At 63.5% G+C, this 24,133-nt stretch carries 19 protein-coding genes; 11 read left to right on the plus strand and 8 right to left on the minus strand.

Annotated features, from left to right (window positions below):
- Positions 1-190: 190 nt before the first annotated feature.
- From ACVOLI_RS09805 to ACVOLI_RS09830, 6 genes are all read right to left on the minus strand, one after another.
- Positions 191-1,036, minus strand: coding sequence for an ABC transporter permease subunit (locus tag ACVOLI_RS09805; protein WP_282272471.1), 846 nt, complete (start codon positions 1,034-1,036; stop codon positions 191-193).
- Positions 1,033-1,959: an ABC transporter permease subunit gene (locus ACVOLI_RS09810; protein ID WP_481534456.1), complete on the minus strand. Its 927-nt coding sequence runs from the start codon at positions 1,957-1,959 to the stop codon at positions 1,033-1,035. The genes ACVOLI_RS09805 and ACVOLI_RS09810 overlap by 4 nt, the downstream gene beginning before the upstream one ends.
- Entirely contained in the window at positions 1,956-3,086 is a 1,131-nt protein-coding gene (locus ACVOLI_RS09815; RefSeq protein ID WP_481534457.1) for an ABC transporter ATP-binding protein, read from the minus strand. The genes ACVOLI_RS09810 and ACVOLI_RS09815 overlap by 4 nt, the downstream gene beginning before the upstream one ends.
- A gap of 478 nt (positions 3,087-3,564) precedes the next feature.
- Positions 3,565-4,689, minus strand: coding sequence for a polyamine ABC transporter substrate-binding protein (locus ACVOLI_RS09820; RefSeq protein WP_296253197.1), 1,125 nt, complete (start codon positions 4,687-4,689; stop codon positions 3,565-3,567).
- A gap of 218 nt (positions 4,690-4,907) precedes the next feature.
- A complete protein-coding gene (locus ACVOLI_RS09825; protein ID WP_481534458.1) occupies positions 4,908-6,302 on the minus strand; it encodes a glutamine synthetase family protein in 1,395 nt (464 codons plus the stop codon).
- On the minus strand, positions 6,299-7,063 hold the full coding sequence (locus ACVOLI_RS09830; protein WP_481534459.1) for a gamma-glutamyl-gamma-aminobutyrate hydrolase family protein: 765 nt from the start codon (positions 7,061-7,063) through the stop codon (positions 6,299-6,301). The genes ACVOLI_RS09825 and ACVOLI_RS09830 overlap by 4 nt, the downstream gene beginning before the upstream one ends.
- Positions 7,064-7,231: 168 nt before the next feature.
- Here ACVOLI_RS09830 and ACVOLI_RS09835 point away from each other — a divergent pair, with 168 nt between their 5' ends.
- The 3 genes from ACVOLI_RS09835 to ACVOLI_RS09845 all read left to right on the plus strand — a co-directional run bounded on the left by ACVOLI_RS09835 (position 7,232) and on the right by ACVOLI_RS09845 (position 10,577).
- Positions 7,232-8,524 (plus strand): NAD(P)/FAD-dependent oxidoreductase, encoded by a 1,293-nt coding sequence (locus tag ACVOLI_RS09835; protein WP_481534460.1) that lies wholly within the window; start codon positions 7,232-7,234, stop codon positions 8,522-8,524.
- 142 nt (positions 8,525-8,666) lie between these two features.
- Positions 8,667-9,995, plus strand: a complete 1,329-nt coding sequence (locus ACVOLI_RS09840) for a GGDEF domain-containing response regulator (RefSeq protein ID WP_481534461.1) — start codon at positions 8,667-8,669, stop codon at positions 9,993-9,995.
- Positions 9,996-10,115: 120 nt separating this feature from the next.
- Positions 10,116-10,577 carry a bacteriohemerythrin gene (locus ACVOLI_RS09845; protein ID WP_313493651.1) on the plus strand — a complete coding sequence of 154 codons (462 nt, stop codon included), beginning with the start codon at positions 10,116-10,118 and terminating at the stop codon, positions 10,575-10,577.
- Between the two features lie 138 nt (positions 10,578-10,715).
- On the opposite strand, the gene ACVOLI_RS09850 is transcribed toward ACVOLI_RS09845, so the two are convergent.
- Complete coding sequence (locus ACVOLI_RS09850; RefSeq protein WP_481534462.1) at positions 10,716-12,020, minus strand: MFS transporter; 1,305 nt, start codon at positions 12,018-12,020, stop codon at positions 10,716-10,718.
- Between the two features lie 165 nt (positions 12,021-12,185).
- Between ACVOLI_RS09850 and ACVOLI_RS09855 the strand changes: the two genes are divergently transcribed.
- The 3 genes from ACVOLI_RS09855 to ACVOLI_RS09865 all read left to right on the plus strand — a co-directional run bounded on the left by ACVOLI_RS09855 (position 12,186) and on the right by ACVOLI_RS09865 (position 15,764).
- Positions 12,186-12,815, plus strand: coding sequence for a hypothetical protein (locus tag ACVOLI_RS09855; protein WP_481534463.1), 630 nt, complete (start codon positions 12,186-12,188; stop codon positions 12,813-12,815).
- Positions 12,816-12,947: 132 nt separating this feature from the next.
- Complete coding sequence (locus ACVOLI_RS09860; RefSeq protein ID WP_481534464.1) at positions 12,948-14,915, plus strand: oleate hydratase; 1,968 nt, start codon at positions 12,948-12,950, stop codon at positions 14,913-14,915.
- Between the two features lie 414 nt (positions 14,916-15,329).
- Positions 15,330-15,764, plus strand: a complete 435-nt coding sequence (locus tag ACVOLI_RS09865) for a PepSY domain-containing protein (protein ID WP_481534465.1) — start codon at positions 15,330-15,332, stop codon at positions 15,762-15,764.
- 406 nt (positions 15,765-16,170) lie between these two features.
- Here ACVOLI_RS09865 and ACVOLI_RS09870 read toward each other — a convergent pair whose 3' ends face one another.
- A complete protein-coding gene (locus ACVOLI_RS09870; protein WP_481534466.1) occupies positions 16,171-17,673 on the minus strand; it encodes an aldehyde dehydrogenase in 1,503 nt (500 codons plus the stop codon).
- A 156-nt stretch (positions 17,674-17,829) separates the two neighbouring features.
- Between ACVOLI_RS09870 and ACVOLI_RS09875 the strand changes: the two genes are divergently transcribed.
- The 5 genes from ACVOLI_RS09875 to ACVOLI_RS09895 all read left to right on the plus strand — a co-directional run bounded on the left by ACVOLI_RS09875 (position 17,830) and on the right by ACVOLI_RS09895 (position 24,072).
- Complete coding sequence (locus tag ACVOLI_RS09875; protein WP_481534467.1) at positions 17,830-18,708, plus strand: ParB N-terminal domain-containing protein; 879 nt, start codon at positions 17,830-17,832, stop codon at positions 18,706-18,708.
- A 51-nt stretch (positions 18,709-18,759) separates the two neighbouring features.
- The gene (locus ACVOLI_RS09880) at positions 18,760-19,404 is read left to right on the plus strand and encodes a DUF5671 domain-containing protein (RefSeq protein WP_481534468.1); all 645 of its coding nucleotides are present in this window, start codon (positions 18,760-18,762) and stop codon (positions 19,402-19,404) included.
- Complete coding sequence (locus ACVOLI_RS09885) at positions 19,401-19,823, plus strand: hypothetical protein (RefSeq protein WP_481534469.1); 423 nt, start codon at positions 19,401-19,403, stop codon at positions 19,821-19,823. The genes ACVOLI_RS09880 and ACVOLI_RS09885 overlap by 4 nt, the downstream gene beginning before the upstream one ends.
- Positions 19,824-19,826: 3 nt before the next feature.
- The gene (locus tag ACVOLI_RS09890; protein WP_481534470.1) at positions 19,827-21,113 is read left to right on the plus strand and encodes a DUF445 domain-containing protein; all 1,287 of its coding nucleotides are present in this window, start codon (positions 19,827-19,829) and stop codon (positions 21,111-21,113) included.
- A 724-nt stretch (positions 21,114-21,837) separates the two neighbouring features.
- A complete protein-coding gene (locus ACVOLI_RS09895; protein WP_481534471.1) occupies positions 21,838-24,072 on the plus strand; it encodes a TonB-dependent siderophore receptor in 2,235 nt (744 codons plus the stop codon).
- Positions 24,073-24,133: the final 61 nt, after the last annotated feature.

Below are 24,133 nucleotides of genomic sequence, written 5' to 3' on the forward strand. Positions count from 1 at the left end.
TTTGCCCGTCAAACCATCAACATTTTTGGAGGGGGGTCTGCCGCGAAGCCGTTGAGCGGTCAGATCGCACTCATGCTGGTGATTTCATTGCTGCCAGCTTCGCGGCTGACGCCGCTCCTACAATGATGGGAGCGGCTGATGGATCCTTGGTAAAGCCCCTGCCGAGCATGGCTCGGCACTACAGGGCTGTTCAGCCGTTTTCCTGCAGCGCCAGCTGCATGTCGCGCTGGCGTCGCTTGTCGGCACGGGCCGAGATCCACCAACCCAGCACCGCTACCGTCGATACCGCCAGCACCATCAGCGTGGCCAGGGCGTTGATCTTCGGGCTCACGCCCATGCGCACCGAGGCGAAGATCTTCATCGGCAGGGTGGTCGAGCTGGGGCCGGCGACGAAGCTGGCGATCACCACGTCGTCCAGCGACAAGGTGAACGCCAGCAGCCAGCCAGACAGCAGCGCCGGGGCGATGATTGGCAAGGTGATCAGGAAGAACACCTTCAACCGGTTCGCCCCCAGGTCCATCGCCGCTTCCTCCAACGAACGATCCAGCTCCTGCAGGCGCGAAGACACCACCACCGTGACGAAGGAAATGGTGAAGGTCACATGCGCGATCCAGATCGCCACAACCCCCTTGGATGGCAGGCCGAACAGGCCGCCCATCGACACCAGCATCAACAGGATCGACAGGCCGATGATCACTTCCGGCATCACCAGTGGCGCGGTCACCAATGCACCGAACACAGTCTTGCTGGGAAAACGCTTGAAGCGGGTCATCGCCATCGCCGCCATGGTGCCGATCACCATCGATGCACTCGCCGTCCAGAACGCGATCTTGATGCTGATCCAGGCCGCCTGCAGCAGCTGTCGATCACGGAACAACTCGCCGTACCACTGCGTCGAGAAGCCGGCCCACACCGTCGCCAGCCGCGAAGAGTTGAACGAGTACACCATCAACAACAGGATCGGCAGGTACAGGAACGCAAAGCCGAGCAACAGGATGCTCCAACCCAACCAGGAACTACGCCGGGTCATGCTCATGCCAGCTTCCCTTCCAGCTCACGCTGCTGCGAACGGTTGAAGATGATGATGGGGATCAGCAGCAGGATCAGCATCACGATCGCCACCGCCGAGGCCAGCGGCCAGTCGCGGTTGTTGAAGAACTCGCCCCACAGCACGCGGCCGATCATCAAGGTATCCGGGCCACCGAGCATTTCCGGGATCACGAATTCACCCACCGCCGGGATCATCACCAGCATGCAGCCAGCGATGATGCCGCTACGCGACAGCGGCAAGGTAATGCGCAGGAAGGCCTGCCAGGGCTTGGCGCCGAGGTCATAGGCAGCTTCCAGCAGACGGTGGTCGAGCTTTACCAGGTTGGCGTACAGCGGCAGCACCATGAACGGCAGGTAGCAGTAGACGATGCCAACGTAGGCCGCAAACGGGGTGTAGAGCATGCGTATCGGCTCGTCGATCACTCCGATGCTCATCAAGGTCCGATTGATCAGCCCATTGCTGTCGAGGATGCCGATCCAGGCATAGACGCGGATCAGGAACGAGGTCCACGACGGCAGCACCACCAGCATCATCGCGATGTTGCGCGCCGACGGCGACATGCGCGAGATCACGTAGGCCATCGGGTAACCGATCAGCAAGGTCAGAAGCGTGGAGATCACCGCGATCTTGATCGAGCTCAGGTAGGCCACCACGTACTGGCTGTCGGTGAACAGCGCGGTGTAGTTGCCCAGGTTGAGATTGACCGTGAACGCATTGTCCACGTATTCCACGATGGAGGTGTATGGCGGCATCGCCACCGCCATCTTGGCGAAGGAGATCTTCAACACGATCAGGAATGGGATCGCGAAGAACAGCAACAGCCACAGGTACGGCACGCCGATCACACCCGCGCGTGCACCCGGCAGCCAACGCCGCCAACCGCTGGTGAGTGGACTGGTCGCGCTCATGAGGTCAGCACCACGCCGTCGTTGTCGTCCCAGGACACCCAGACTTCGTCGTTCCAGGTGATGCCGTCGCTGTCCCAACGCTTCATGTTGGCAAAGTTGGACAGGATCTTGGCACCACTGGGCAGGCGCACGTGGTAGACCGAGTGACTGCCGAAATAGGCGATGTCCTCGACCACGCCGAAGGCCTTGTTGGTGTCGCCCTCGGGCTCTTCCTTGGCGATATGCACCTTCTCCGGACGCAGCGCAAACGCCACCGGCTGGCCTTCGTAACCAGTGATGCCGTGGCCGACGTAGATCGGCGCCGGGAAGTCGGCGGTACGCACGGTGACGTATTCGGGCAGATCCTCGTCGATCACGCCTTCGAAGGAATTCACCGAGCCGATGAAACTGGCGACGAAGCGGTTGGCCGGTTGCTCGTAGATGTCGTCCGGCTTGCCGATCTGCTGGATCCAGCCCTGGTCCATCACCGCGATGCGGGTGGCCATGGTCATGGCTTCTTCCTGGTCGTGGGTGACCATCACGCAGGTCACGCCGAGCTGCTCGATGATGTTGACCAGCTCCAGCTGCATCTTCGAGCGCAGCTTCTTGTCCAGCGCGCCCATCGGCTCGTCCAGCAACAGCAGCTTGGGGCTCTTGGCCAGCGAACGCGCCAGCGCTACACGCTGCTGCTGGCCGCCGGACAGCTGGTGCGGCTTGCGCTTGCCCAGCTTCTGCAGCTGCACCAGCTCCAGCATCTCGCCGACGCGGCGGGCGATGGCGTCCTTGGCCATGCCGTCCTGCTTGAGGCCGAAGGCGATGTTCTGCTCCACCGTCATGTGCGGGAACAGCGCATAGGACTGGAACATCATGTTGATCGGCCGCTCGTAGGGCGGCAGCGCGGTAATCGGCTGACCGTCGAGCAGGATCGTGCCCTTGGTCGGGGTTTCAAAGCCGGCCAGACAGCGCAGCAGGGTGGACTTGCCGCTGCCCGAACCGCCCAGCAGGGCAAAGATCTCGCCCTTGCGCACGTCCAGGTTGACGTCGTCGACGGCGACGAAACCATCGAATTCCTTGCGCAGATCACGGATGGACAGGTAGCCGGGCTCGCTGCTGAGGGCGATCGGGTCCGGCTTGGCGTCAACGGGCATGTAGGGCTCCGGAAGCAGGCAGATGAACAAACGCGCGTAGTGTAGCCCCCTGATTTTGTGGGCGACACCGCTGGCTGTGGCGGTTGGGGTCCAATTGAAGCTGCACGACCTGTAGGAGCGGCGTGAGCCGCGAAGCTCACAGTGCGTGAAGGCGCCAAGGGCTTACCCCTCCCCAACCCTCCCCTTGGCTGCGCCAAAGGGAGGGAGACAAGCCCCGCAGCCTGCAAACACCCATGTAGTGCCGAGCCATGCTCGGCAGGTCAGCTGTGGGAGCGGCGTCAGCCGCGAAGCTGGCAATGCCTGAAGGCCAAAAGCTTACCCCTCCCCAGCCCTCCCCTTGGCTGCGCCAAAGGGAGGGGGCCAAGCGCCGGCTTCATCATCTCTGCAGGCAACCGTTACTCCGCGAACGCCACAAACAACAACGCCTCCCTGCGAGAGGGAGGCGTTGCAAAGATTCAGACGCTAAACCTGCCTGAAATCAACGGCCGGTCTTGATCTCGGTCCACAGACGGGTGTAAAGCTTGTCCGTCTCCGGGCTGTTGATCGCATAGGTGAACATCTTGGCGGCCACGTCTTCGGCCGGGTAGATGGTCTTGTCGTCGCGGATGGCCGGATCGACCAGCGAGGTCGCCGACTTCACCGGGTTGGCGTAGTGGGTTACGTTGGTGTTCTTGGCCGCTACCTCGGGCTCCAGCAGGTAGTTGATGAAGGCATAGGCGTTGCCCGGATGCTTGGCATCCTTGGGGATGGCCAGCATGTCGAACCACTGCGGCGCGCCTTCCTTCGGGATGGAGTAGGCAACTTCCACGCCGTTCTTGGCCTCTTCGGCGCGGTCACGGGCCTGGATGATGTCGCCCGACCAGCCGACCACCAGGCAGGTGCTGCCATTGGCCAGCGAACCGACGTACTGCGAGGAGTGGAAGTTCTGCACGTACGGACGGATCGACTTGAGCAGGTCCGCCGCCTTCTGCAGCACGGCCGGGTCGGCGCTATGCGGGTCTTCGCCCAGGTAATGCAGGGCCACCGGGATCATGTCGGCCGGGGTGTCCAGCAGGGTCACGCCGCAGTCCTTCATCTTGGCGATGTTTTCCGGCTTGAACACCAGGTCCCAGCTGTTGGCGATGTCGGCGCTGCCACCGAAACGCTCTTTCAGCTTGGCCACGTTGTAGCCGATGCCGGTGCTGCCCATCATGTAGGGCACGCCGTACTGGTTGCCCGGGTCCTGGCCAGCGATACGCTGCATCACCGCCGGGTCGAGGTTGGCCAGGTTCGGGATCTTGCTCTTGTCCAGCGGCAGGAACACGCCGGCCTGGATCTGGCGGCCGAAGAAATTCAGCGTCGGCACCACGATGTCGTAGCCGCTGTCGCCGGTCAGCAACTTGGTCTCGACCATTTCATCGCTGTCGAACACGTCGTAGGTGACCTTGATGCCGGTCGACTTCTCGAAGTTCGGGATGGTGTCTTCGGCGATGTAATCCGAATAGTTATAGACATTGAGGACCTTGGCCTCGCCGCCTTCAGCGGGCTTGCCGCCAGTTTCCTTGCCGCCGCAGGCAGCAAGCAGGGAAATGGCGACACCAACGGTCAGAATGCGCAGATTCATGGGTTCTCCAGTGTGATCCGGGAGCGGTATGGGGGACCGGCCAAGCCGGGAAGTGGGCATATTGTCCCATCTGCGGCGGCTTCGTGTGTAGAAAATGGGTGTAAGGCTTGTGGGAGCGGCGCGAGCCGCGAAGCCACTGCAACAACAGCCAGAGCGGAGCTTACCCCTCCCCAACCCTCCCCTTTGCTACGCAAAAGGGAGGGCGGCAAGCCCCGCGATCAAACATTCAGCAGCAGGAACTCGCGCTCCCAGGAGCTGATCACGCGGAAGAAGGTCTCGTATTCCTTGCGCTTGACCGAGACATAGGCCCGGCAGAAACGGCGCCCCAGCAGCTCCTGCAGGGCCTCGCAGCCCTCGAGCGCATCCAGTGACTCGCCCAGCGAGCGCGGCAGTTCGTAGCCCAGCTCCTTGGCGTTGCCGCTGATCGGGGTGGTCGGCGTCAGCTTTTCGCGGATGCCCAGCAGGCCACAGGCCAGCGTCGCCGCCATCGCCAGGTAGGGATTGGCGTCGGAGCCGGCAAAGCGGCTCTCCACGCGATTGTTCTCCAGGCTGTCCATCGGCACGCGCAGGCCGCAGGTACGGTTGTCGAAGCCCCATTCCACATTGCTCGGCGATACCTCGCCAAATACCAACCGGCGGTAGGAGTTCACGTTCGGGGCGAAGAAACCCATCGCCGCCGGCACGTACTTCTGCAGGCCAGCCAGGTAATTGTCGAAGGTCTCGCTGTATTCGCCTTCGGCGTGGCCGGCAAACACATTGCGGCCATCGGCGATGCGCACCAGGCTCTGGTGGATGTGCATGGCGCTGCCGGGCTCGGTCTCCATCGGCTTGGCCAGAAAGGTCGCATAGATTCCGTGACGCAGCGCTGCCTCGCGCATGGTGCGCTTGAACAGGAACACCTGGTCGGCCAGCGACATCGCGTCGGAATGGGTGAAATTGACCTCCAGCTGCGCGGCACCGGATTCGTGGATCAACGTGTCCACGTCCAGCTTCATCGCATCGCAGTAGTCATACATCAGGTCGAGGATGGGATCGAATTCATTGACCGCATCGATCGAATACGACTGACGGGCAGTCTCCGGGCGACCAGAGCGGCCAGCAGGCGGCAGCAGCGGAAAATCCGGGTCGGTGTTCTTCTGCACCAGGAAGAACTCCACCTCCGGCGCAACCACAGGCTTCAGTCCAAGCTCCTCATACGCAGCCAAGACGCGCCGCAGCACGTTGCGTGGTGCCAGCTCGTGCGGCAGGCCACTCTTGGTGTAGCAGTCGTGGATGATCTGCGCAGTGGGATCGGTCGCCCACGGCACCATGCGCACGGTGTCCGGATCCGGCCGCAGGATCATGTCCGCGTCGGCCGGCGAGGTCAGCTCGTAATAGTCATCCGGGTAATCGCCGGTCACCGTGGTAGCGAAAATGCCCTCGGGCAGACGGGTGCCGTAATCGTGCGAGAACTTGTCGGCCGGGATGATCTTGCCACGCGCGTTGCCGGTGATATCCGGCACCAGGCATTCAACCTCGGTGATGTGCCGCTCCTTCAGCCAGCGCAGCAACAGGCTTTCTTCCTGGACGGCGATGGCGGTTTTACGGCTGCGGGTGCGGGGGCGCGACGTCATGGGGAACCAACTTGTTTGTTTGACCGATAGCGGCGACAGGCCTCGCCGAAGGCTTTGAAAATACCCAGATAGAACGGATTCTCGGTAACCCGCCACTCCGGATGGAACTGCACGCCGAGCAGGAACGATGGCCCGCTGCCACGAAACGCCTCGATCAGCCCGTCCGGCGCGCGGGCCTCGACCTGCAGCCCTTCGCCCAGCCTGGCTACACCCTGCCCGTGCACCGAGTTGACCATCACCTCGTTGCCGCCGGCAATGCCTGCCAGCAAACCACCCGGGCTCAGATTCAGCGCATGCGCCGGCCCATATTGCACTTCCAATGATGACGCCGGGTTTTCACGATGATCCGCCAGCCCGGGCACCTCATGTACTTTCGGGTGCAAGCTGCCACCAAAAGCAACGTTGATCTCCTGGAAGCCACGGCAGATCGCCAGTATCGGCATACCCAATGCCAGCGCCTGCGGAATCAGCCCGAATACATTGGCATCACGCGCCGGATCATGCGGATTGCCTGGCCAACTGTCACCGCCACCGTAGTGGTGCGGCTCGATATTGCTGGTTGCGCCAGTCAACAGCAGGCCATCCAGCGTGTTCAACCAAGCCTCGGCCGGCAGCGGCGGTTGCAGCAATGGCAGCAGCAATGGCGTGGCCTGCGCGCCGTCGACAACCGCGCGCACGTACTTTTCACCAGCGACAAGAAACGGATGGGACCCGATCGGTTTGCTGTCGGTAGGCAAGCCGACCAGCGGCAGGCTGGCCATGGGTAACGCTCATGAGACGTGCCAGCACGCTACCCCTGCCCCACTGATTAGGCAACCAAGTGCCATCCGGCATTCAAGTAATGCAAGGCACACTGCACGGAATCTTCACCGGCCTGTGCACGCCGCACACGCCGGGGTCGTTACACTTCCCGCCCCCGATTCGGCCTGATGTCCGTGGACGCTGCTGCATCCGTATACCCCCCGAGCTGGTATGCCGCCAGCCAACCCGAACTTCCGCTGCGCGCCCCCTTGCATGGGCAGGCACGCGCCGACGTGGCCGTGCTCGGTGCCGGTTATACCGGCCTGACCGCCGCGCTGGCCTTGGCCGAGAAGGGCTACAAGGTCACTGTGCTGGAAGCCGAGCGTGTCGGCTGGGGCGCCTCCGGCCGCAATGGCGGCCAGGCCATCGTTGGTTACGGCTGCGAGCAGGACACGCTGGAAGCCCTGGTCGGCGACGCCGATGCACAGCTACTGTTCGACTTCTCGCGCGACGGCATGCACATGCTCAAGCAACGTATCGCCAGACACGGCATCGACTGCGACTGGCGCGACGGCCACGCCAGCGTGCCGATCCAGCCGCGTCAGGAACGTGCCCTGCGCAATGACATCGAGCGCATGGCGCAGCGTTACGACTACCCGCTGGAATGGTGGGACCGCCCGCGCCTGCAGCAGGAACTGGCCAGCGAGCGCTACCTGGGCGCGGTCTATGATGCCGCCAGCGGCCACCTGCATCCGCTGGCCTATGCGCAGGGCCTGGCCCAGGCCGCCGAAGCCGCCGGTGTCACCATCCATGAGCAATCCGCGGTCACCCGGCTTGAACGTGGCTCGCAACCAGCACTGATCACCCGCCATGGCCGGGTCGATGCGGACTTCGTCGTATTGGCCGGCAATGCCTGGCTGCAGGACATCGCGCCCGAGCTGGAAACCCGGATGATGCCGGTCGGCACCTATATCGGCGCCACCCAGCCGCTGGGCGCCGAGCGCGCCAAGGCACTGATCCGCAATGACATGGCCGTGGCCGACGTGAACTGGGCGCTGGACTACTTCCGGCTCAGCCGCGACCACCGCCTGCTGTTCGGCGGCCAGGCCAATTACTCGGCACTGCCGCCACCGGGCCTGCGTGCCAGCATGACCCGGCGCATGCGGCGGGTATTCCCGCAGTTGGCTGATGTTGAGATGGAATACGTGTGGGGCGGCTATATCGACATCACCCGCAACCGTGCCCCGCATTGGGGCCGGATCACCCCGAATGTGTACTTCGCGCAGGGTTTTTCCGGTCACGGTGTCGCCAGCACCGGCCTGGCCGGCGAAGTGATCGCCGCCGCGATTGCCGGCCAGGCGCAGCGGCTGGACGTGTTCGAGCGTATTCCGCACAGCGTATTCCCTGGCGGCAAGGCCTTGCGCATGCCGATGCTGGTGGCGGCGATGTCCTGGTACAAGCTGCGCGATCTGTTGTGGTGAGGCGGGGATTGGGGATTGGGGATGAAGAGCGCGGATCACTGTGAGTGCAGGGGCGGCGCTTGCCAATCCCCAATCCCCAATCCCGAATCCCGGCCACACATACAGCCTCAAGCTCCTGCGCCCGCGGCCGCTATACCTTCCGATGCTCCCTACTCTCACCACTACCGCCAGCACGCCACAGGCCGCCTTTGACAGTCCGTCGATCGCGCCCCTGCCCCAGCGCATCCTGCTGGTGGAGAACTCGCGCACCTTCACCACGATGCTGCGCGAGGCCATCGAACAGCGGCTGGAACTGCCCGTCAGCGTCGCCTCCAGCCTGGCCGAGGCCGGTGAGCTGCTGGATCGCGAGGATGGCTGGTTCCTGGTCCTGACCGGGCTGATACTGGCCGACGGCGACCGCGACCAGGTGGTGCAGTACTTCGTCAATCGCGGGCTGCCTACCATCGTGGTCAGCAGTGTCTACGACGAGGATCTGCGCAAGCGCGTGCTGCAACAGCAGATCATCGACTACGTGTTGAAGAACACGCCCGGCAGCATCGACTACCTGGTCTGGCTGGTGCAGCGCATGGAGCGCAACCGGCGCATCGCCGCCCTGGTCGTGGATGACTCACCGTCGGCCCGCGCCTACGCCTCCGCCCTGCTGAGCATGTACGGCTACCACGTCATCGAGGCCGATGACGGTGCCTCCGCGCTGCGTGCCATCGAGGCCGATCCGGCGATCCGACTGGTCATCGTCGATGAGGAAATGCCGGGCATGCAGGGCGTGGAATTGACCCGGCGGCTGCGTGCATTGCGTGCACGCGACAAGGTGGCGGTGATCGGCATCTCCGGCAATTCGGACCCGTCACTGATCCCGCGCTTCCTCAAGAACGGTGCCAACGACTTCCTGCGCAAACCGTTCTCGCGCGAGGAGTTCTTCTGCCGCGTCTCGCAGAACGTGGACCAGCTGGAACTGATCGGCACGCTGCAGGATCTTGCCACGCGCGACTTCCTGACCGGCCTGCCAAACCGCCGCAGCTTCCTTGAGCAGAGCCAGCGCCAGCTCGGTGCCGTCGACAACGGCGGCATGGTCGCCGTGGCCATGGTCGATATCGATCACTTCAAGCACATCAATGACAGCCTCGGCCACGAAGCCGGCGACCAGGCCATCCGCGCCGTCGCCTCGGTCCTGCAGGCAAACACCCGCAGCCAGGACATCAGCTCGCGCTTTGGTGGCGAGGAATTCTGCCTGATGGTCTCCGGCCTGGATGCAGCCGCCAGTGCTGCGCACTTCGAGAAAGTGCGGCAATCGGTAGCGGCCCTGCGGCTGCCTTTCGGTGACAGCGTCCTGAGCATGACGGTGAGCATCGGCGTCTGCCGCATGCCCTTGCGCAGCGGCAACCTGCATTCTCTGATCACCGAAGCCGACCGCCAGCTGTACTTGGCCAAGGCCGCTGGTCGCAACCGCGTCTGCAGCGCTGATACGCACTGAAGCAAACCCGCCTGTGATCTGAACGGGATCAACGCCTGAACACCGGCATTGATCCAGATCAACGCGCCTGCCAAACCCACTCCCTACAGTGCGGCTCAAAGCACAAGGGGAGAAGCAGCGGTGGCACTACTGGTTTGGCAGGACGATCTCAATACAGGTGTCGAGGTCATCGACCATCAGCACATGCGCATCGTGGAGATGCTCAACCACCTCCACGTCGCCCAGAAAAGCCTGGAACGGGTCGCCGTGGCTGAAGTCATCGACGAACTGGTGGATTACACCATGTCGCACTTCGCCTTCGAAGAAGAGCTGATGGAAGAAGCCGGTTACCCCTTCTGCGCCGCGCACAAGCGTGTGCATGAAGTCTTCGGCAAGCGCGTCTCCGAGTACCGCATGCGCTTCCAGTCCGGCGAAGACGTTACCGACGAGCTGCGCAACATGTTGTCGCGCTGGTTGTTCAACCACATCCGCGGCGACGACAAGGCCTATGCCGAGCACGTCAAGCGCCACCTCAACCAGTTCGCCAGGGAACATCAGGAAGGCAGCTGGCTGGGACGCACGCTGAAGCGCCTGTTCCGCTGAACCGCTTTGCAGGAACGGCGAGGCTGCAGACATCCCCCCAGATATCCCCTCCCCGCCGTTCCTGCGTTTTTACCGCTGCAGGTACGCCGCAAGGCGCACACATCACCGGTCTTGTGTGGGACCGGCAGTAGTCGCGACTTACGGCGTTCCTGCGGCACCCTTGCGTTGCCAACGGCTGATCGCCAGCAAAGCCAATGCCGTTGCCAAGGCCGTGATGCACAGGTAGCCGCCAACCGCGGCGATGCCGAATTTCCCCGCCAGCCAGGTTGCTGCATACGGCGCGGGTGCTGCGCCAAGGATGCCGGCCAGATTGAACGACAGCGATGCCCCGGTATAGCGCACCTGCACCGGATACAGGCTGGCCAGCATGGTGCCGCAGGGCCCGTAGGTCAGGCCCATCAGGAACAGGCCCAGCGACAGGAACAGCAACACCTGCAACGGATGCCCGGCCTGGAACAAGGGCTGGAACAGCAGGCCGAACACGAAGATGCCCAGGGTCGCCCACAACATCGCCTTGACCGTGCCATGACGATCGCCGTAAAGCGCCGCCACCGGAATGCCGGCAGCGAAGAACAGGATGCCGACCATCTGCAGCATCAGGAAGTCCTCGCGCGCATAGCGCAGCACCGACGTGCCATGGCCCAGCGTGAACACCGTCATCAGGTAGAACAGCACGAAGGTGGCGAACGCCGCCAAGGTGCCGACGACCACCGCAAAACCATGCCTGACCAGCACCTCACGCATTGGCAGGCGCACGCGCTGGCCCTGGTCCAGCGCCTTCTGGAAATCCGGCGTCTCGCGGATGTTCAAACGCACCCACAGCCCGACGATCACCAACAGCGCACTGGCGACAAACGGCACGCGCCAGCCCCAGGACAGGAAACTGGCATCGTCCAGAATCCGCCCCAGCAGCAGGAAGGTGCCGGCCGACAGCAGGAAGCCCAGCGGCGCACCAAGCTGCGGGAACATCCCGTACCAGGCCCGCTTTCCCGGCGGCGCGTTCTCGGTCGCCAGCAACACCGCCCCGCCCCACTCACCGCCCAGCCCGAGGCCCTGCCCGAAGCGGCACAAGGCCAGCAGCAACGGCGCGATCACACCGATGTCGTGGTACGTCGGCAGCAGGCCGATCGCCACCGTCGACAAGCCCATCGTCAGCAGTGCCGCGACCAGCGTGGCCTTGCGCCCTATCCGGTCGCCGTAGTGCCCGAACACCGCCGAACCCACCGGCCGCGCGATGAAGGCCACCGCGAAGGTCGCCAACGACTGCAGCAGCGCGGCCTCATTGCTGCTGTCGGGGAAGAACAGTTTGGGAAACACCAGCACCGCTGCGGTGGCGTAGATGTAGAAATCAAAGAACTCGATGGTGGTGCCGATCAGGCTGGCCGCCAGTACGCGGCGCGGGGAGTTCAGGGGAACGGAGCTGGCGGCGGTCGACATGGTCATGACAGGTGGGCAATGGCCGCAGTCTGCCACGCAGCGCCGCGCCGGCCATTATTTGGTTGCAGCCGACACGGTCGCTTGACGGCCAGACCGGATCGTCGCCGTTTACCCGGAACCATTGCCATCACTGGCGGTCACAGCATCGGCCCCCGCATGGACGCATCGCCGATGTCGACAACTTCCAGACGTATCCGGCACCCCCTGCCCCACCTGAGCGCGGTGATCGTGGTGATTGCCGTCCACGGCAGCATCGCTTTCTGGCTGCTGCAAGCAGAGCCGCTGGCCCGGCCAGATGATGAAGTGCGCATCAGCCTGCGCTGGTTGGCACGCCCTCCGCTCCCGCCCGTCGCAGCCCAGCCTGCCGCGTCCGTGGCGTCGAACAGCACGCCGGCGACCAGCTCGCGCTCCCGGCGTTCGCCCAGCCAGCAACAGCAGGCATTAGCGCCGCAATCCGCTGCGCCGGCCCAACAGCCCTTGAACCTGGCTATCTCCGATGCTGCCGTTGGCGGCACCGCGGTGACCGCCGATACCTTCGCCCCGCAGGCATTCCGGCGCCTCAACGAAGACCCAGCCTTCCAGCACAGGCCGCGCTACTTCCGCCTGAAGCCGCAGATGAGCCCACGGCAGATGATCCAGGGCGTGGCCAGCTATCTCGGTTTCTGGCCGCCAGGCTACGAAATAGACCCCTGCAGCCTCAGCCGGAGTGACGTGAACTACTTCCAGAACGCGGTGAACGAGCGCGACCGCGACGCCCTGCGCAGCGCGCTGCTGCAGGAAAGCGCCCACTGCCGCCACTGAGATCACCACTTTTGCTCACGCACGATCACAGCCGGTATTGCCCAGGATTTACGGATCTGTAACCCATCCGAGCCAAACGCTGTTTAGGCTCGGAAGGTTCGTTGTGCACTCCCCCACCGCTTGGAGAACCTCATGACTGAATCCAGCCCACGCTTCGAGCACGAAGCCGACGCCACCGCCCGCTACTGGCACAACACGCCACTCAACACGTTGCCGCCGCCGGACATGGTCGGCAACTACCAGCGCTTCAAACCATTGCCCACCGAGGGCATCCAGACGCGCAAGGCCTGGATCGTCGGCGGAGGAATCGCCGGCATGGCGGCGGCCTTCTACCTGATCCGCGACGGCCATATGCCGGGCGAGAACATCACCATCATCGAAGGCGCCGGCATCGAGGGCGGCTCACTGGATGGCGCCGGCAACCCCGAGGACGGCTACATCGTGCGCGGCGGCCGCGAGATGAACTGGAACTACGACAATCTCTGGGACATGTTCCAGGACGTACCGGCACTGGAGCTGCCGGAAGGCTTCAGCGTGCTCGACGAATACCGGCTGGCCAACGACGCCGACCCGAACTGGTCCAAGTCAAGATTGATGCACAAGCAGGGACAGGTGCTGCCCGACTTCACGCGCTTCGGACTGAACCGCAAGCAGCAATGGGAAGTGGTCAGCCTGCTGCTCAAGCGCAAGGACCAGCTCGATGACCTGACCATCGAAGATCATTTCAGCGAAGGCTTCCTTGCCAGCAATTTCTGGTTCCTGTTCCGCTCGATGTTTGCTTTCGAGAACTGGCACAGCCTGCTGGAAATGAAGCTCTACATGCATCGTTTCCTTGATGCCATCGACGGCTTTGGCGACATGTCCACGCTGGTGTTTCCCAAGTTCAACCAATACGACACCTTCGTCACCCCGCTGATCAAGCTACTGCGCGAGAAAGGTGTGCAGGTAAAGCTCGGCACCCAGGTGCTGGACATGGACTTCGATGTACAGGGCGAACAGCGCACCGTCACCGCCCTGCATACGCGTGACAGCAACGGCGAAGGTCGACTCACCGTCGATGCACGTGATCTGGTGATCGCCTTGACGGGCTCGATGACCGAGGACACCGCCTACGGCGATCTGGACACCGTGCCGGTACTGAAGAAGCGCCACGGCGGCCCGGCCGAAGGCAGCAGCTGGGGCCTGTGGCGAAACCTTGCCAAACACTCGTCAGTATTCGGCAAGCCCGACAAATTCTGTGGTGACATCGACCGCTCCATGTGGGAGTCGGCCACCCTCACCTGCAAGCCATCGCCGCTGGTCGACAAGCTGCGCGAGCTCTCGGTCAACGACCCGACATCAGGCCGCACCGCCACCGGTGGCATCATCACCTTCACCGATTCGAACTGGGTATTGAGCGTCACCATCAACCGTCAACCGCATTTTCCCGGCCAACCCAAGGACACGGTGGTGATGTGGGTGTACGCACTGCTGATGGACCAGCCCGGCAACTTCGTCAAGAAAACCATGCCCGAGTGCAATGGGCGCGAGATCGTGGCCGAGCTCTGTCACCACCTTGGCATTGCCGATCAGCTCGACGCCATCATCCCGCACACCAAGGTACGACTGGCGCTGATGCCGTACATCACCGCCCAGTTCATGCCGCGCGCGGCGGGTGATCGCCCGCAGGTGGTCCCGGCCGGCAACACCAACCTGGCGCTGGTTGGCCAGTTCGTGGAGACCGCAAACGACGTGGTGTTCACCATGGAAAGCTCGGTACGCACCGCGCGCATCGCGGTCTACAGCCTGCTCGACCTGCCCAAGCAGGTACCCGACCTCAGCCCCACGCAGTACGACATCCGCAACCTGCTCAAGGGCGCGCGTGCATTGAACAACGGCGAACCCTTCATCGGCGAACGCTTGCTGCACAAATTCCTTGGCGACACCTACTTCGCCCACATCCTGCCACCGCTGCCCAGCAACGAGGGCGAATCCACCCGCCGCGAACGCCTGGAAGCCGAGCTGGCCGGACTCAAGGACAAGGGCGGCGCGGTACTGCAGGGCTTCGCGCAGTGGCTGGATCGTTTTGCGGGCCAACTGCGCAAACGCGGCGATGACTGAGGCCTGATGGAGCGTCTCAACACGCCTGACTACAAACCAGGGTGAGTCCTTGTGGGAGCGGCGTAAGCCGCGAAGCATGCATCACATCAGAGATAGGCACCTCTGCGATCAGATGCTGCATCGGCTTCGCGACTGACGTCGCTCCCACAAACCTGCACGCGGCCAGCCCTTGGGCGAGGCCCCTTGCCGAGCATGGCTCGGCACTACCGCTGCCTGTTGTTGCGCACTGACCCAGGCATCCTCTGCCAAGGGAATGAACGTTCTGAAAACACTTTCTTGCGTTCCCGTGCACATCGATTAACCGCATCCGATTGCCGTGCGTTGAATCCGCGACGATTCACGGATTGATACAGGTTGGCGAGGTTAGGGTTGATCCCGCGCCAGAAGCGCGATGAACCCCGAAGGAGCAGACCAATGAACAATCGACCGCTACGTACCGCTTTGATTGCAGCCGCACTGACATTGGCCGGCAGTGGCATCGCTCAGGCCCAGGACGCACTGACTGCGCCACAGGTGCGCGCGCACCTGGAGTCGCAGGGCTATACCGACATCAAGGACATCAAGTTCGAGGACGGCATGTGGGAAGCGGACGCGAGCAGTGCCGATGGCAAGAAGGTCGACGTGAAGCTTGATCCACGCAACGGCACTGTTTACCCGGACAAGGCCGTGTCGCAGTTGGGCGAAGCGGATATCCGCGCGCAGCTTTCCAGCGCAGGCTATACCGGCGTGAGCGATGTGAAGCTGGATGACGGCATGTGGAAGGCAAAGGGCAGGACCGCCACCGGCGAGAAAGTCGAGGTACGTCTGGATCCGGCAACTGGCGCAGTGGTCGCACAGGAGAAGGAGTAACAAACGGCCTCCCCTTGGCTGCGCCAGCGGGAGCGAGCAGAGCTGCATGCACCGCCCCTCCCCTTTGGCGTAGCCAAGGAGGAGGTTGGGAGGGGGTAGCTCTGCTGTTGCTTGCAAGGCTTCAAACGCAACAACCGAAGCTCAACAGCCAACCTCTCCCCAGCCCTCCCCTTGGCGTACGCCAAAAGGAGGGAGCAAGGCTGCACGTACCGCCCCTCCCCTTTGGCGCAGCCAAGGGGGAGGTTGGGAGGAGGTAGCGTTTGCTGTTGCTTGCAAGACTTCAAACGCAACAACCGAAGCTCAACAGCCAACCCCTCCCCAACCCTCCCCTTGGCTTACGCCAAAGGGAGGGAGCAAGGCTGCATGCACTGCCCCTCCCCTTTGGCGCAGCCAAGGGGATGCAGCGTCAGCCTTCCAGATTGATCCAGGTCGCCTTCATCTCGGTGTACTTGTCGAAGGCGTGCAAGGACTTGTCGCGGCCATTGCCCGATTGCTTGTACCCACCAAACGGCGCGGTCATGTCGCCGCCATCCCAATAGTTCACCCATACGCTGCCCGCTCGCAGGCCACGTGCAACACGATGCGCTCGCGAAATGTCGCGCGTCCACACACCGGCGGCCAGGCCGTACTCGGTGTCATTGGCCAACTGCAAGGCGTGTTGCTCGCCATCGAATGCGATCACCGACAGCACCGGGCCGAATATCTCCTCGCGGGCGATGCTTTGTTGCGGACTGACTTCATCAAACACCGTCGGCTCGATGTAGCACCCGCCGGCAACGACATCCGCACGCTTGCCACCCAGCAATAGCCGCGCGCCTTCCGCGCTGCCTTTCTCCACGTAGCCAAGCACGCGCTGGGTCTGCGTTTCGTCCACCATCGCTCCCATTGCCGCCTTCGGCTCGAACGGATGCGCGGGCTGCATATGCCGGCCATGCTCGATCACCTTGGCGACAAACGCGTCCTTGATCGAACGCTCCACCAGCAGACGCGAACCTGCCGTACACACTTCGCCCTGGTTGTAGAAGATCGCGCTCGCCGCCGCCTCAGCTGCCTTGTCCAGATCATGCGCATCGGCAAACACGATGTTCGGGCTCTTGCCACCGCATTCCATGTAGGCGCGCTTCATGTTCGACAGCCCTGCACATTGCAGCAGCCGCTTGCCCACCGCGGTGGAGCCGGTGAACACCAGCCCATCCACATCCATATGCAGTGCCAGCGGCTCGCCGGCGCCCTTGCCACTGCCGGGAACCACGTTGAACACACCATCCGGAACGCCGGCTTCGCTCACCAACTCGGCGAAGCGCAAGGCGCTCAAGGGAGACTTCTCGGAAGGTTTGAGCACCACCGAATTGCCGGCCGCCAGTGCCGGGGCAATCTTCCATGCCGCCATCAGCAGCGGGAAGTTCCACGGCACGATGGCGCCGATCACGCCCAGCGGCTCGCGGGTGATCAAGCCCAACTCGTTCGCGCCGGTCGGTGCTACTTCGCCGTAGAGCTTGTCCACCGCCTCCGCCGTCCACTGGATGCAGCGGACCACACCACCGATATCGACCCGCCTCGCCTGCGCCACCGGCTTGCCCATATCCAGTGTTTCCAGCAAGGCCAGTTCATCGGCGTGCGCCTCCACCAAGGCTGCCAGCTTCAGCAATACCTGCTTGCGCTTGGCCGGCTTCAACCCGGCCCAACGCCCGGCAGTGAAACTGCGGCGCGCCGCCGCTACGGCATGATCGATGTCGATCTGGCCGCCATCAGCAATCTGCCCCAGCACACGCCCGTCAATCGGGCTGACGCAGTCAAACGTTGCCCCTGATGCGGCATCTACGTACTGGCCATTTATGAACGCGCGGGTGCGCAGTGACAGACTGTCGGCGAGCGTCTGCCACTGCTCACGGATCTGGGGACTGTTCATGTGGTTCTTCCCGGTGACGAAGGCGTTGCTACCGGACGCCATGGTACGCCGGCCACCGTAGGGCGCCGACACGGACCTGTTATTTTCCGCAATTACAAGGGTTGGCCCAGGCCCGTGCTGGCTTCACAATGCCGCTCCACGTTTCTGGCACCGCTCATGGACATCATCGTCAACGAAGAACTCAAGGCCTATATCGATCCGCTCACGCAGGACGAGCACGACGCGCTGGAGCGCAGTCTGCTGGCCGAGGGTTGCCGCGACGCACTGGTGCTGTGGGGCGACGTGCTGATCGACGGCCACAACCGCTATGGCATCTGTTCCAGGCACGGCATTCCGTTCAACACCGTGCAGAACACCCGCTTCAAGTCGATGGACGACGTTCATCTGTGGATGATCGAGCAGCACCTCGGCCGTCGCAGCGTCTCCGACTACCAACGCGGCGTGCTCGCCCTGCGCAAGCGCGACATCCTGGAAGCCCGCCGCCGCAGCGAGCAGGAACAGCTGCGCCGCGAGAGCGAAGGTGAGGCTGCGCCCAGCACCACCGACAACGACAGCCCGCCGTGGGACCCGGCACCCAAGCTGTCCAAGGCCGACCTGGCCCGCGAAGCCAAGCTGAGCCCCAGCCAGGTGACGATGATCGAGAAGATCCACGACCACGCCACCGCCGAGGTGATCGAGGCGATGCGCGTGGGCGCGATCTCACTCAGCGCCGCGGCGACCGTGGCCAGCCTACCCGAGGACGAGCAGCGCGCAGCGGCGCGTGGCGGCAAGGACGAACTGAAGCAGGCCGCCAAGCGCGTGCGCGATGCCAAGCGCAAGCCCAAGGCTGCACGCGAGGATGCCGATGACGACGCACAGCCGCTGAGCATGGCCGAAGCCGATGGCCTGGACGGTAACGTCGACAGCGCCGAAGTGCAGGCCCTGCGCCAGCGCGTGGCTTCGCTCACCGCCGAGAACCAGGCCCTGCGCATGGAGCTGGACGCCCTGCGCGCACGCATGCTGGCCGCCCAGGCAGAAGAGCCCATCGACGCTTGATTGCACTGAGCCGGCCGCCTAGGCTGCGGTCATCCCTGCAAGGAGCATGTGATGGCCTCGGCCTCCCCCGAACTTGAAGTTTTTGTCCGCGACGCCTTGATGCGCGGGCATAGCCGCCAGCAGGTCAGCAGCGCATTGCTGGCCGCCGGCTGGAATGAACAGCAGATCAGCGGCGTCCTCGATGGCTGGGCCGATGTGGATTTCCCGCTGCCGGTGCCGCGCCCACGCGCCTCGCTGTCGGCACGCGAAGCCTTCGCCTATCTGGTGCTGTTCAGCACCTTGTACTTCTTTGCCTGGAACCTGGGCAGCCTGCTGTTCCAGCTGATCCAGTACGCCCTGCCCGACCCGGCCGATCCCGATTGGCAACTCATGCGACTGAGTGGCGGCATTCGCTGGGCGATCTCGGCGCTGGTCATCGCCTTCCCGGTATTCGTGTTCGCCGCCCACCGCGTCAGCCGCGATGTGGACAAGCATCCAATCAAACGGCTGTCGCCGGTGCGCCGCTGGCTGACCTATCTGACCCTGTTCGTCGCCGCCACCGTGTTGATCGGCGACCTCACCGCACTGGTATACAACCTGCTCAGCGGCGACCTTAGCCTGCGCTTCCTGCTCAAGGTACTGGTGGTCGGGGTCATCGCCGGCACCGTGTTCGGCTATTACCTGTGGGACCTGCGCCAAGAGGAGGTCGAGGCATGAGCCGCACGGCTTGGGGCACCCGCGTACTCTGGGCGACCGGCATCGTCACTGCAGCCGCAATTGCAGCCGGTGTCTGGGTCATCGATTCACCGTCGCAACAGCGGCTCAAGCGCCTGGACGATGCACGCATATCGCATCTGCGCACGCTGGAAATCGCAGCAACCAATTACTGGCGCGAGAACGATGCACTGCCGCCCAACATCCTCGCCCTGGTCGCGCAGCCCGGCATGATCCTGACCTACAAGGATCCTGCCGGTGGGCCCGACTACCGTTACCGCACCTTGGACGCCACCCATTACGAGCTGTGCGCGCAGTTCGACAGCAGCACCGCGGACGGCCCCCAACGTGCCAGCGAATGGGCACACCCTGCCGGCAACCACTGCTTCCGCCGGGCGGTAAGCGCCAGGGACAGCGAGTAAGCCGTGAGCCCCCAGGACGATCCGCGCCGTGCGCAACTGCGACGACTGAAGCTGTACGCCGTGGCGATGCTGCTGGCGATGCTGGCCGGTTTCATCGTCAGCCACATCAACGGCGAGCGCGGCATCTGGGCCTGGGTTGGCGCGTTCTGTGAGGCGGCCACGGTGGGCGCTCTGGCGGACTGGTTTGCGGTGGTGGCCTTGTTCCGGCGGCCGTTGAACCTGCCGATCCCGCATACGGCCATCATTCCGCGCAACAAGGAACGCATCGCCGACAGCCTGGCGGTCTTCGTCCGCGATCACTTCCTGGAGCCGGAAGCGCTGCTGGCCAAGCTGAAGGTATTCGACCCGGCCACCCGCCTGGGCGAATGGCTGGCACAACCGGCGCAGGCCAGGATGCTGGCTGGCATGGCACGCGGCTGGGCGGTGCAGGCATTGGACCTGCTCGATGAAGCTGCCGTGCGCCGCTCCATCCAGGGCTTCGTGGTGGCACAGCTGCGGCAATGGAACGCTGCGGGAACCGCCGGCGAGCTGCTTGGCCTGCTGACTGCCGACAACCGCCACCAGCGCGTGCTCGATGAAGGACTGACCCGCATCGCCCATTGGCTGGACAACGACAAGGTGCGGCAGCAAGCCTCGGCCTTGATCGTGCGCTACATCCGCAAGGAATGGCCAAAACTGGCCAGCACCGTGGACTGGGTCAAACCCATCGACGAGATTGGCGATTCACTGGCCGACAGACTGGCGCGCGCCGGCCTGGAAGAGCTGCAGGCGATCCTGTCGCAACCGGAGCATCCACTGCGGCAGGACTACGCTGCATGGATCGCCGATTACATCCGCCGCCTGCGCGACGATCCGGCCTTGGCTGCGAAAGTGGACGCACTGAAGCAACAGGTGATCGACCACCCCGCGGTGCAGGAATATGTGCAGGGCTTGTGGCAGCGCGTGCATGACTACCTGCGCACGGACCTGTCACGCGAAGATTCGGTGCTCGCCGGCCACCTTGAACGCAGCCTTGGCAAACTGGGCAGCAGCATCGGCAACGATCCGGCCCTGCGCGACGCGCTGAACCAGCACATGCTGGCAGGTGCAGAGAAGCTGACCAATCGCCTGCGCAGCGGCGTCACCAGCCATATCGCCCAGACCGTGAAGGCATGGGATGAAAAGAAGCTGGTCGAACAGTTGGAACTGAGCGTCGGCCGCGACCTGCAATACATCCGCTACAACGGCACCCTCGTTGGCGGCTTGATCGGCCTGTTGCTGCATGCACTGACCGGCTGGCTGAAGTTCTGATCCAGCCACAATGGGGCGGGCAACGCTTGTAGGAGCGGCGTAAGCCGCGAAGCTCGCACTCCATGAGGCCGATGTAGGTTCTGCAATCTGCACAAGCCAAGCGCTTTTGCGGATCGCAATCGAAGCGGTGATTTGACGGCTCGTGAGCTTCGCGGCTGACGCCGCTCCTACAAGAACCGCAGAATGCTTGTGGGAGCGGCGTAAGCCGCGAAGCTGAGATCCCATCCGGACGATACATGTCCTGCAATCCGTGCATTCCAACCACTTCTACGGATTGCAATCGAACCGGTGATTGGACGGTTCGTGGGCATCGCGGCTTACGCCGCTCCCACAAGCAATCCAAGGCCGTTTTTTTTGGGCACTTGCCACGACGCACAACGCGATCCATCGAAGCGTCGAGAGATCACTTTCCTGCGCGTCAACATCGCGCTGCAGAAAGTTCAACAGTTTCAAAAGACAATTTAGCTTGCCCTCATAAATAAGAATGGTTATCGTTACGAACTAGGCCGTACGCCCAGCCCCTCGCGGCAGCGATGCACCGCATCCACCGCCAAGCCCCGTGTACCCCCGATAGATACCAAGCCGCGCGACCCCAATGGGCCGACGCGCAGCACATGCGGGCAGCACGCGGGAAACCTTTCCGGCACCTCACACGCCAGTCGTGTGGCGTAGCCGTGGGCACTCCCCTGTTGGCCGCACCATTTTCGCCACTCAGGAAACGCCGATGCATCGCCCCCGTGCAACCACTCCGCTTTCGCTTTCACTGCTATCGACCGCCCTGGCCGTGGCTCTCGCTGGCAATCCCGCCTCTGCGCGTGCCGAAGCGCCGGCCGAAAGCGCAACCACACTGGATGCAGTGAAGGTTGTCGCCGAAGGCGAGCTATCCAACTCCTATACCGTCAAGCACGCAAAGACCGCGACCAAGCTGGACCTGTCGCTGCGCCAGACCCCGCAGTCGGTCACCGTCATCACCCGCCAGCGCCTGGACGACATGGGCCTGTTCTCGCTGTCCGACGTGATGGGCCAGGTCACCGGCGTGCATGTCTCGGTCACCGACAGCGAACGCATCAACTATGTCTCGCGCGGCTACAACATCACCAATTTCCAGGTCGATGGCATGCTCAACACGTTTGGTGGGTCGATCAAGACCAATACCGACAACGTAATCTATGAGCGCATCGAAGTGGTCCGTGGTGCCACCGGCCTGACCACCGGCGCAGGCGATCCGTCCGGCACCATCAGCTTCGTGCGCAAGCGCCCCACCGACACCGTGCAGATGGGCGCCAACCTCACGCTCGGTCGCTGGGGCAACCAGCGTATGGAGTTCGACATCGGCGGCCCGGTGGCCTGGGACGGCCGCATCCGCGCCCGCGCGGTCGCCGCCAAGCAGCAGAGCGACTCGTTCCGCGATGTCTACAAACTCGACAAGAACGTCTTCTACGGCATCATCCAGGCGGACGTCACCGACAGCACCCTGCTAGAGCTCGGCTATGAGTACCAGTCACCAGAGACCTCCGGCGTGACCTGGGGCGTGGTGCCTTACTGGGGTGTGGATGGCAAGCCAGCCAACCTGCCGCGCTCGACCAACATGTCAGCCTCGTGGAGCCAGTGGCCCATCGTCGAGAAGACCAGCTTTGCCCGCATCGAGCAGCAGCTCGGCGCCGGCTGGGCATTGAAGGGCAGCTTCACCCACGCCGATCGTGAGACCGATGGCAGCGTCTGGTACGGCGCCAACGGTTTCCCACGACCGGATGGCACCGGCGTCACCGCCTACCTGTCGCATTTCGCTGAACAGAGCACGATGGATGTGTTCGACGTGAACGTCGGCGGCAACTTCAAACTGTTCGGCCGCGAGCACGAACTGGTGTTCGGGCTGGGCGAGTCCCTGCGCAAGGGCGAGAACCCATCCATCACCATCCCCGCCTATTCCAGTGACTACGCGCAGGTGCCGGACTGGCGTAACTGGACCGGGAACATTCCCGAACTGCCGATCGTGCGGAACGGCTACCTGGGTTCGGAAAGCGAATTGAAGCAGCGTGCCGCCTATGTCGCCGCCCGCCTGCAGCTGGCCGATCCGCTGCTGGCCGTCGCCGGTGCCCGTTACAGCACCTGGGAAACCAAGAGCTGGCGCTACACCTACGACACCGCCGGCAACCGCACTGGCACCGCTCGCGGCGGCTACAAGCCGGAGAACACGTTTACCCCGTACTTCGGCCTGATCTACGACATCAACAGGTACTTCAGCGCCTACGCCAGCTATACCGACATCTTCCAGCCACAGGAATACCGCGACAAGAACAACAACTACCTGGAGCCTGTGGTCGGCGACATGTGGGAAGCCGGCTTCAAGGCGGAGTTCTTCGACGGCCTGCTCAACACCTCGGCTGCCATGTTCAAGGGCGTCAAGGACAACGTCGCCGAGGAAGACGACAGCGTCCCGCCGAATTCGCTGCCGGGTGGCGCCACCGCTTACCGCTCCACCGGCAAGGGCAACAAGGTCAAGGGTTGGGAAGTGGAAGCACAGGGCAGCCTGGGCGAGCACTGGAACCTGTCGGCCGGTTTCGCCCATACCACCAGCTACAGCCAGGAAGGCGTACGCCAGAACACCACCACTCCGGTGGACACCTTCCGCCTCAACACCAGCTGGCGCCCGGGCGGTGCCGAAGGCCGCTTCTGGCTTGGCGGCGGTGCCACCTGGCAGAGCGAGATCTGGCGCAACAGCAGCAAGCCTGCGGCCGACTACCTGACCAGTGGCGCAACCGTAAGCGCGCGCATCACCCAGGAGTCGTTCTACCTGCTGAACCTGTCTGCGGGCTACCGCTTCAACGAGAACTTCAGCGCCCAGCTCAACGTCAACAACCTGCTGGACAAGGAGTACTTCAGCAACGTGGGCTTCTACAACGGCGTGTACTGGGGTGAGCCGCGCAATGTGCTGCTGACCTTGCGCTGGAAGCTCTGATTTCTCCAGGGAACCACTGCCAGGCAGTGGCGGCCAGGGACGGCCGACTTATCCCTCGCCA

The organism is Stenotrophomonas sp. STEN029, assembly GCF_056760015.1.

What these genes read in the sequence shown, in the direction of transcription:
- ACVOLI_RS09885 (WP_481534469.1), top strand. Translation starts at nt 19,401, where the DNA reads ATGAGCCGCACGGCTTGGGGCACCCGCGTACTCTGGGCGACCGGCATC.
- ACVOLI_RS09815 (WP_481534457.1), bottom strand. Translation starts at nt 3,086, where the DNA reads ATGCCCGTTGACGCCAAGCCGGACCCGATCGCCCTCAGCAGCGAGCCC.
- ACVOLI_RS09810 (WP_481534456.1), bottom strand. Translation starts at nt 1,959, where the DNA reads ATGAGCGCGACCAGTCCACTCACCAGCGGTTGGCGGCGTTGGCTGCCG.
- ACVOLI_RS09895 (WP_481534471.1), top strand. Translation starts at nt 21,838, where the DNA reads ATGCATCGCCCCCGTGCAACCACTCCGCTTTCGCTTTCACTGCTATCG.
- ACVOLI_RS09820 (WP_296253197.1), bottom strand. Translation starts at nt 4,689, where the DNA reads ATGAATCTGCGCATTCTGACCGTTGGTGTCGCCATTTCCCTGCTTGCT.
- ACVOLI_RS09855 (WP_481534463.1), top strand. Translation starts at nt 12,186, where the DNA reads ATGTCGACAACTTCCAGACGTATCCGGCACCCCCTGCCCCACCTGAGC.
- ACVOLI_RS09840 (WP_481534461.1), top strand. Translation starts at nt 8,667, where the DNA reads ATGCTCCCTACTCTCACCACTACCGCCAGCACGCCACAGGCCGCCTTT.
- ACVOLI_RS09835 (WP_481534460.1), top strand. Translation starts at nt 7,232, where the DNA reads ATGTCCGTGGACGCTGCTGCATCCGTATACCCCCCGAGCTGGTATGCC.
- ACVOLI_RS09880 (WP_481534468.1), top strand. Translation starts at nt 18,760, where the DNA reads ATGGCCTCGGCCTCCCCCGAACTTGAAGTTTTTGTCCGCGACGCCTTG.
- ACVOLI_RS09865 (WP_481534465.1), top strand. Translation starts at nt 15,330, where the DNA reads ATGAACAATCGACCGCTACGTACCGCTTTGATTGCAGCCGCACTGACA.
- ACVOLI_RS09830 (WP_481534459.1), bottom strand. Translation starts at nt 7,063, where the DNA reads ATGGCCAGCCTGCCGCTGGTCGGCTTGCCTACCGACAGCAAACCGATC.
- ACVOLI_RS09875 (WP_481534467.1), top strand. Translation starts at nt 17,830, where the DNA reads ATGGACATCATCGTCAACGAAGAACTCAAGGCCTATATCGATCCGCTC.
- ACVOLI_RS09850 (WP_481534462.1), bottom strand. Translation starts at nt 12,020, where the DNA reads ATGACCATGTCGACCGCCGCCAGCTCCGTTCCCCTGAACTCCCCGCGC.
- ACVOLI_RS09805 (WP_282272471.1), bottom strand. Translation starts at nt 1,036, where the DNA reads ATGAGCATGACCCGGCGTAGTTCCTGGTTGGGTTGGAGCATCCTGTTG.
- ACVOLI_RS09825 (WP_481534458.1), bottom strand. Translation starts at nt 6,302, where the DNA reads ATGACGTCGCGCCCCCGCACCCGCAGCCGTAAAACCGCCATCGCCGTC.
- ACVOLI_RS09870 (WP_481534466.1), bottom strand. Translation starts at nt 17,673, where the DNA reads ATGAACAGTCCCCAGATCCGTGAGCAGTGGCAGACGCTCGCCGACAGT.
- ACVOLI_RS09860 (WP_481534464.1), top strand. Translation starts at nt 12,948, where the DNA reads ATGACTGAATCCAGCCCACGCTTCGAGCACGAAGCCGACGCCACCGCC.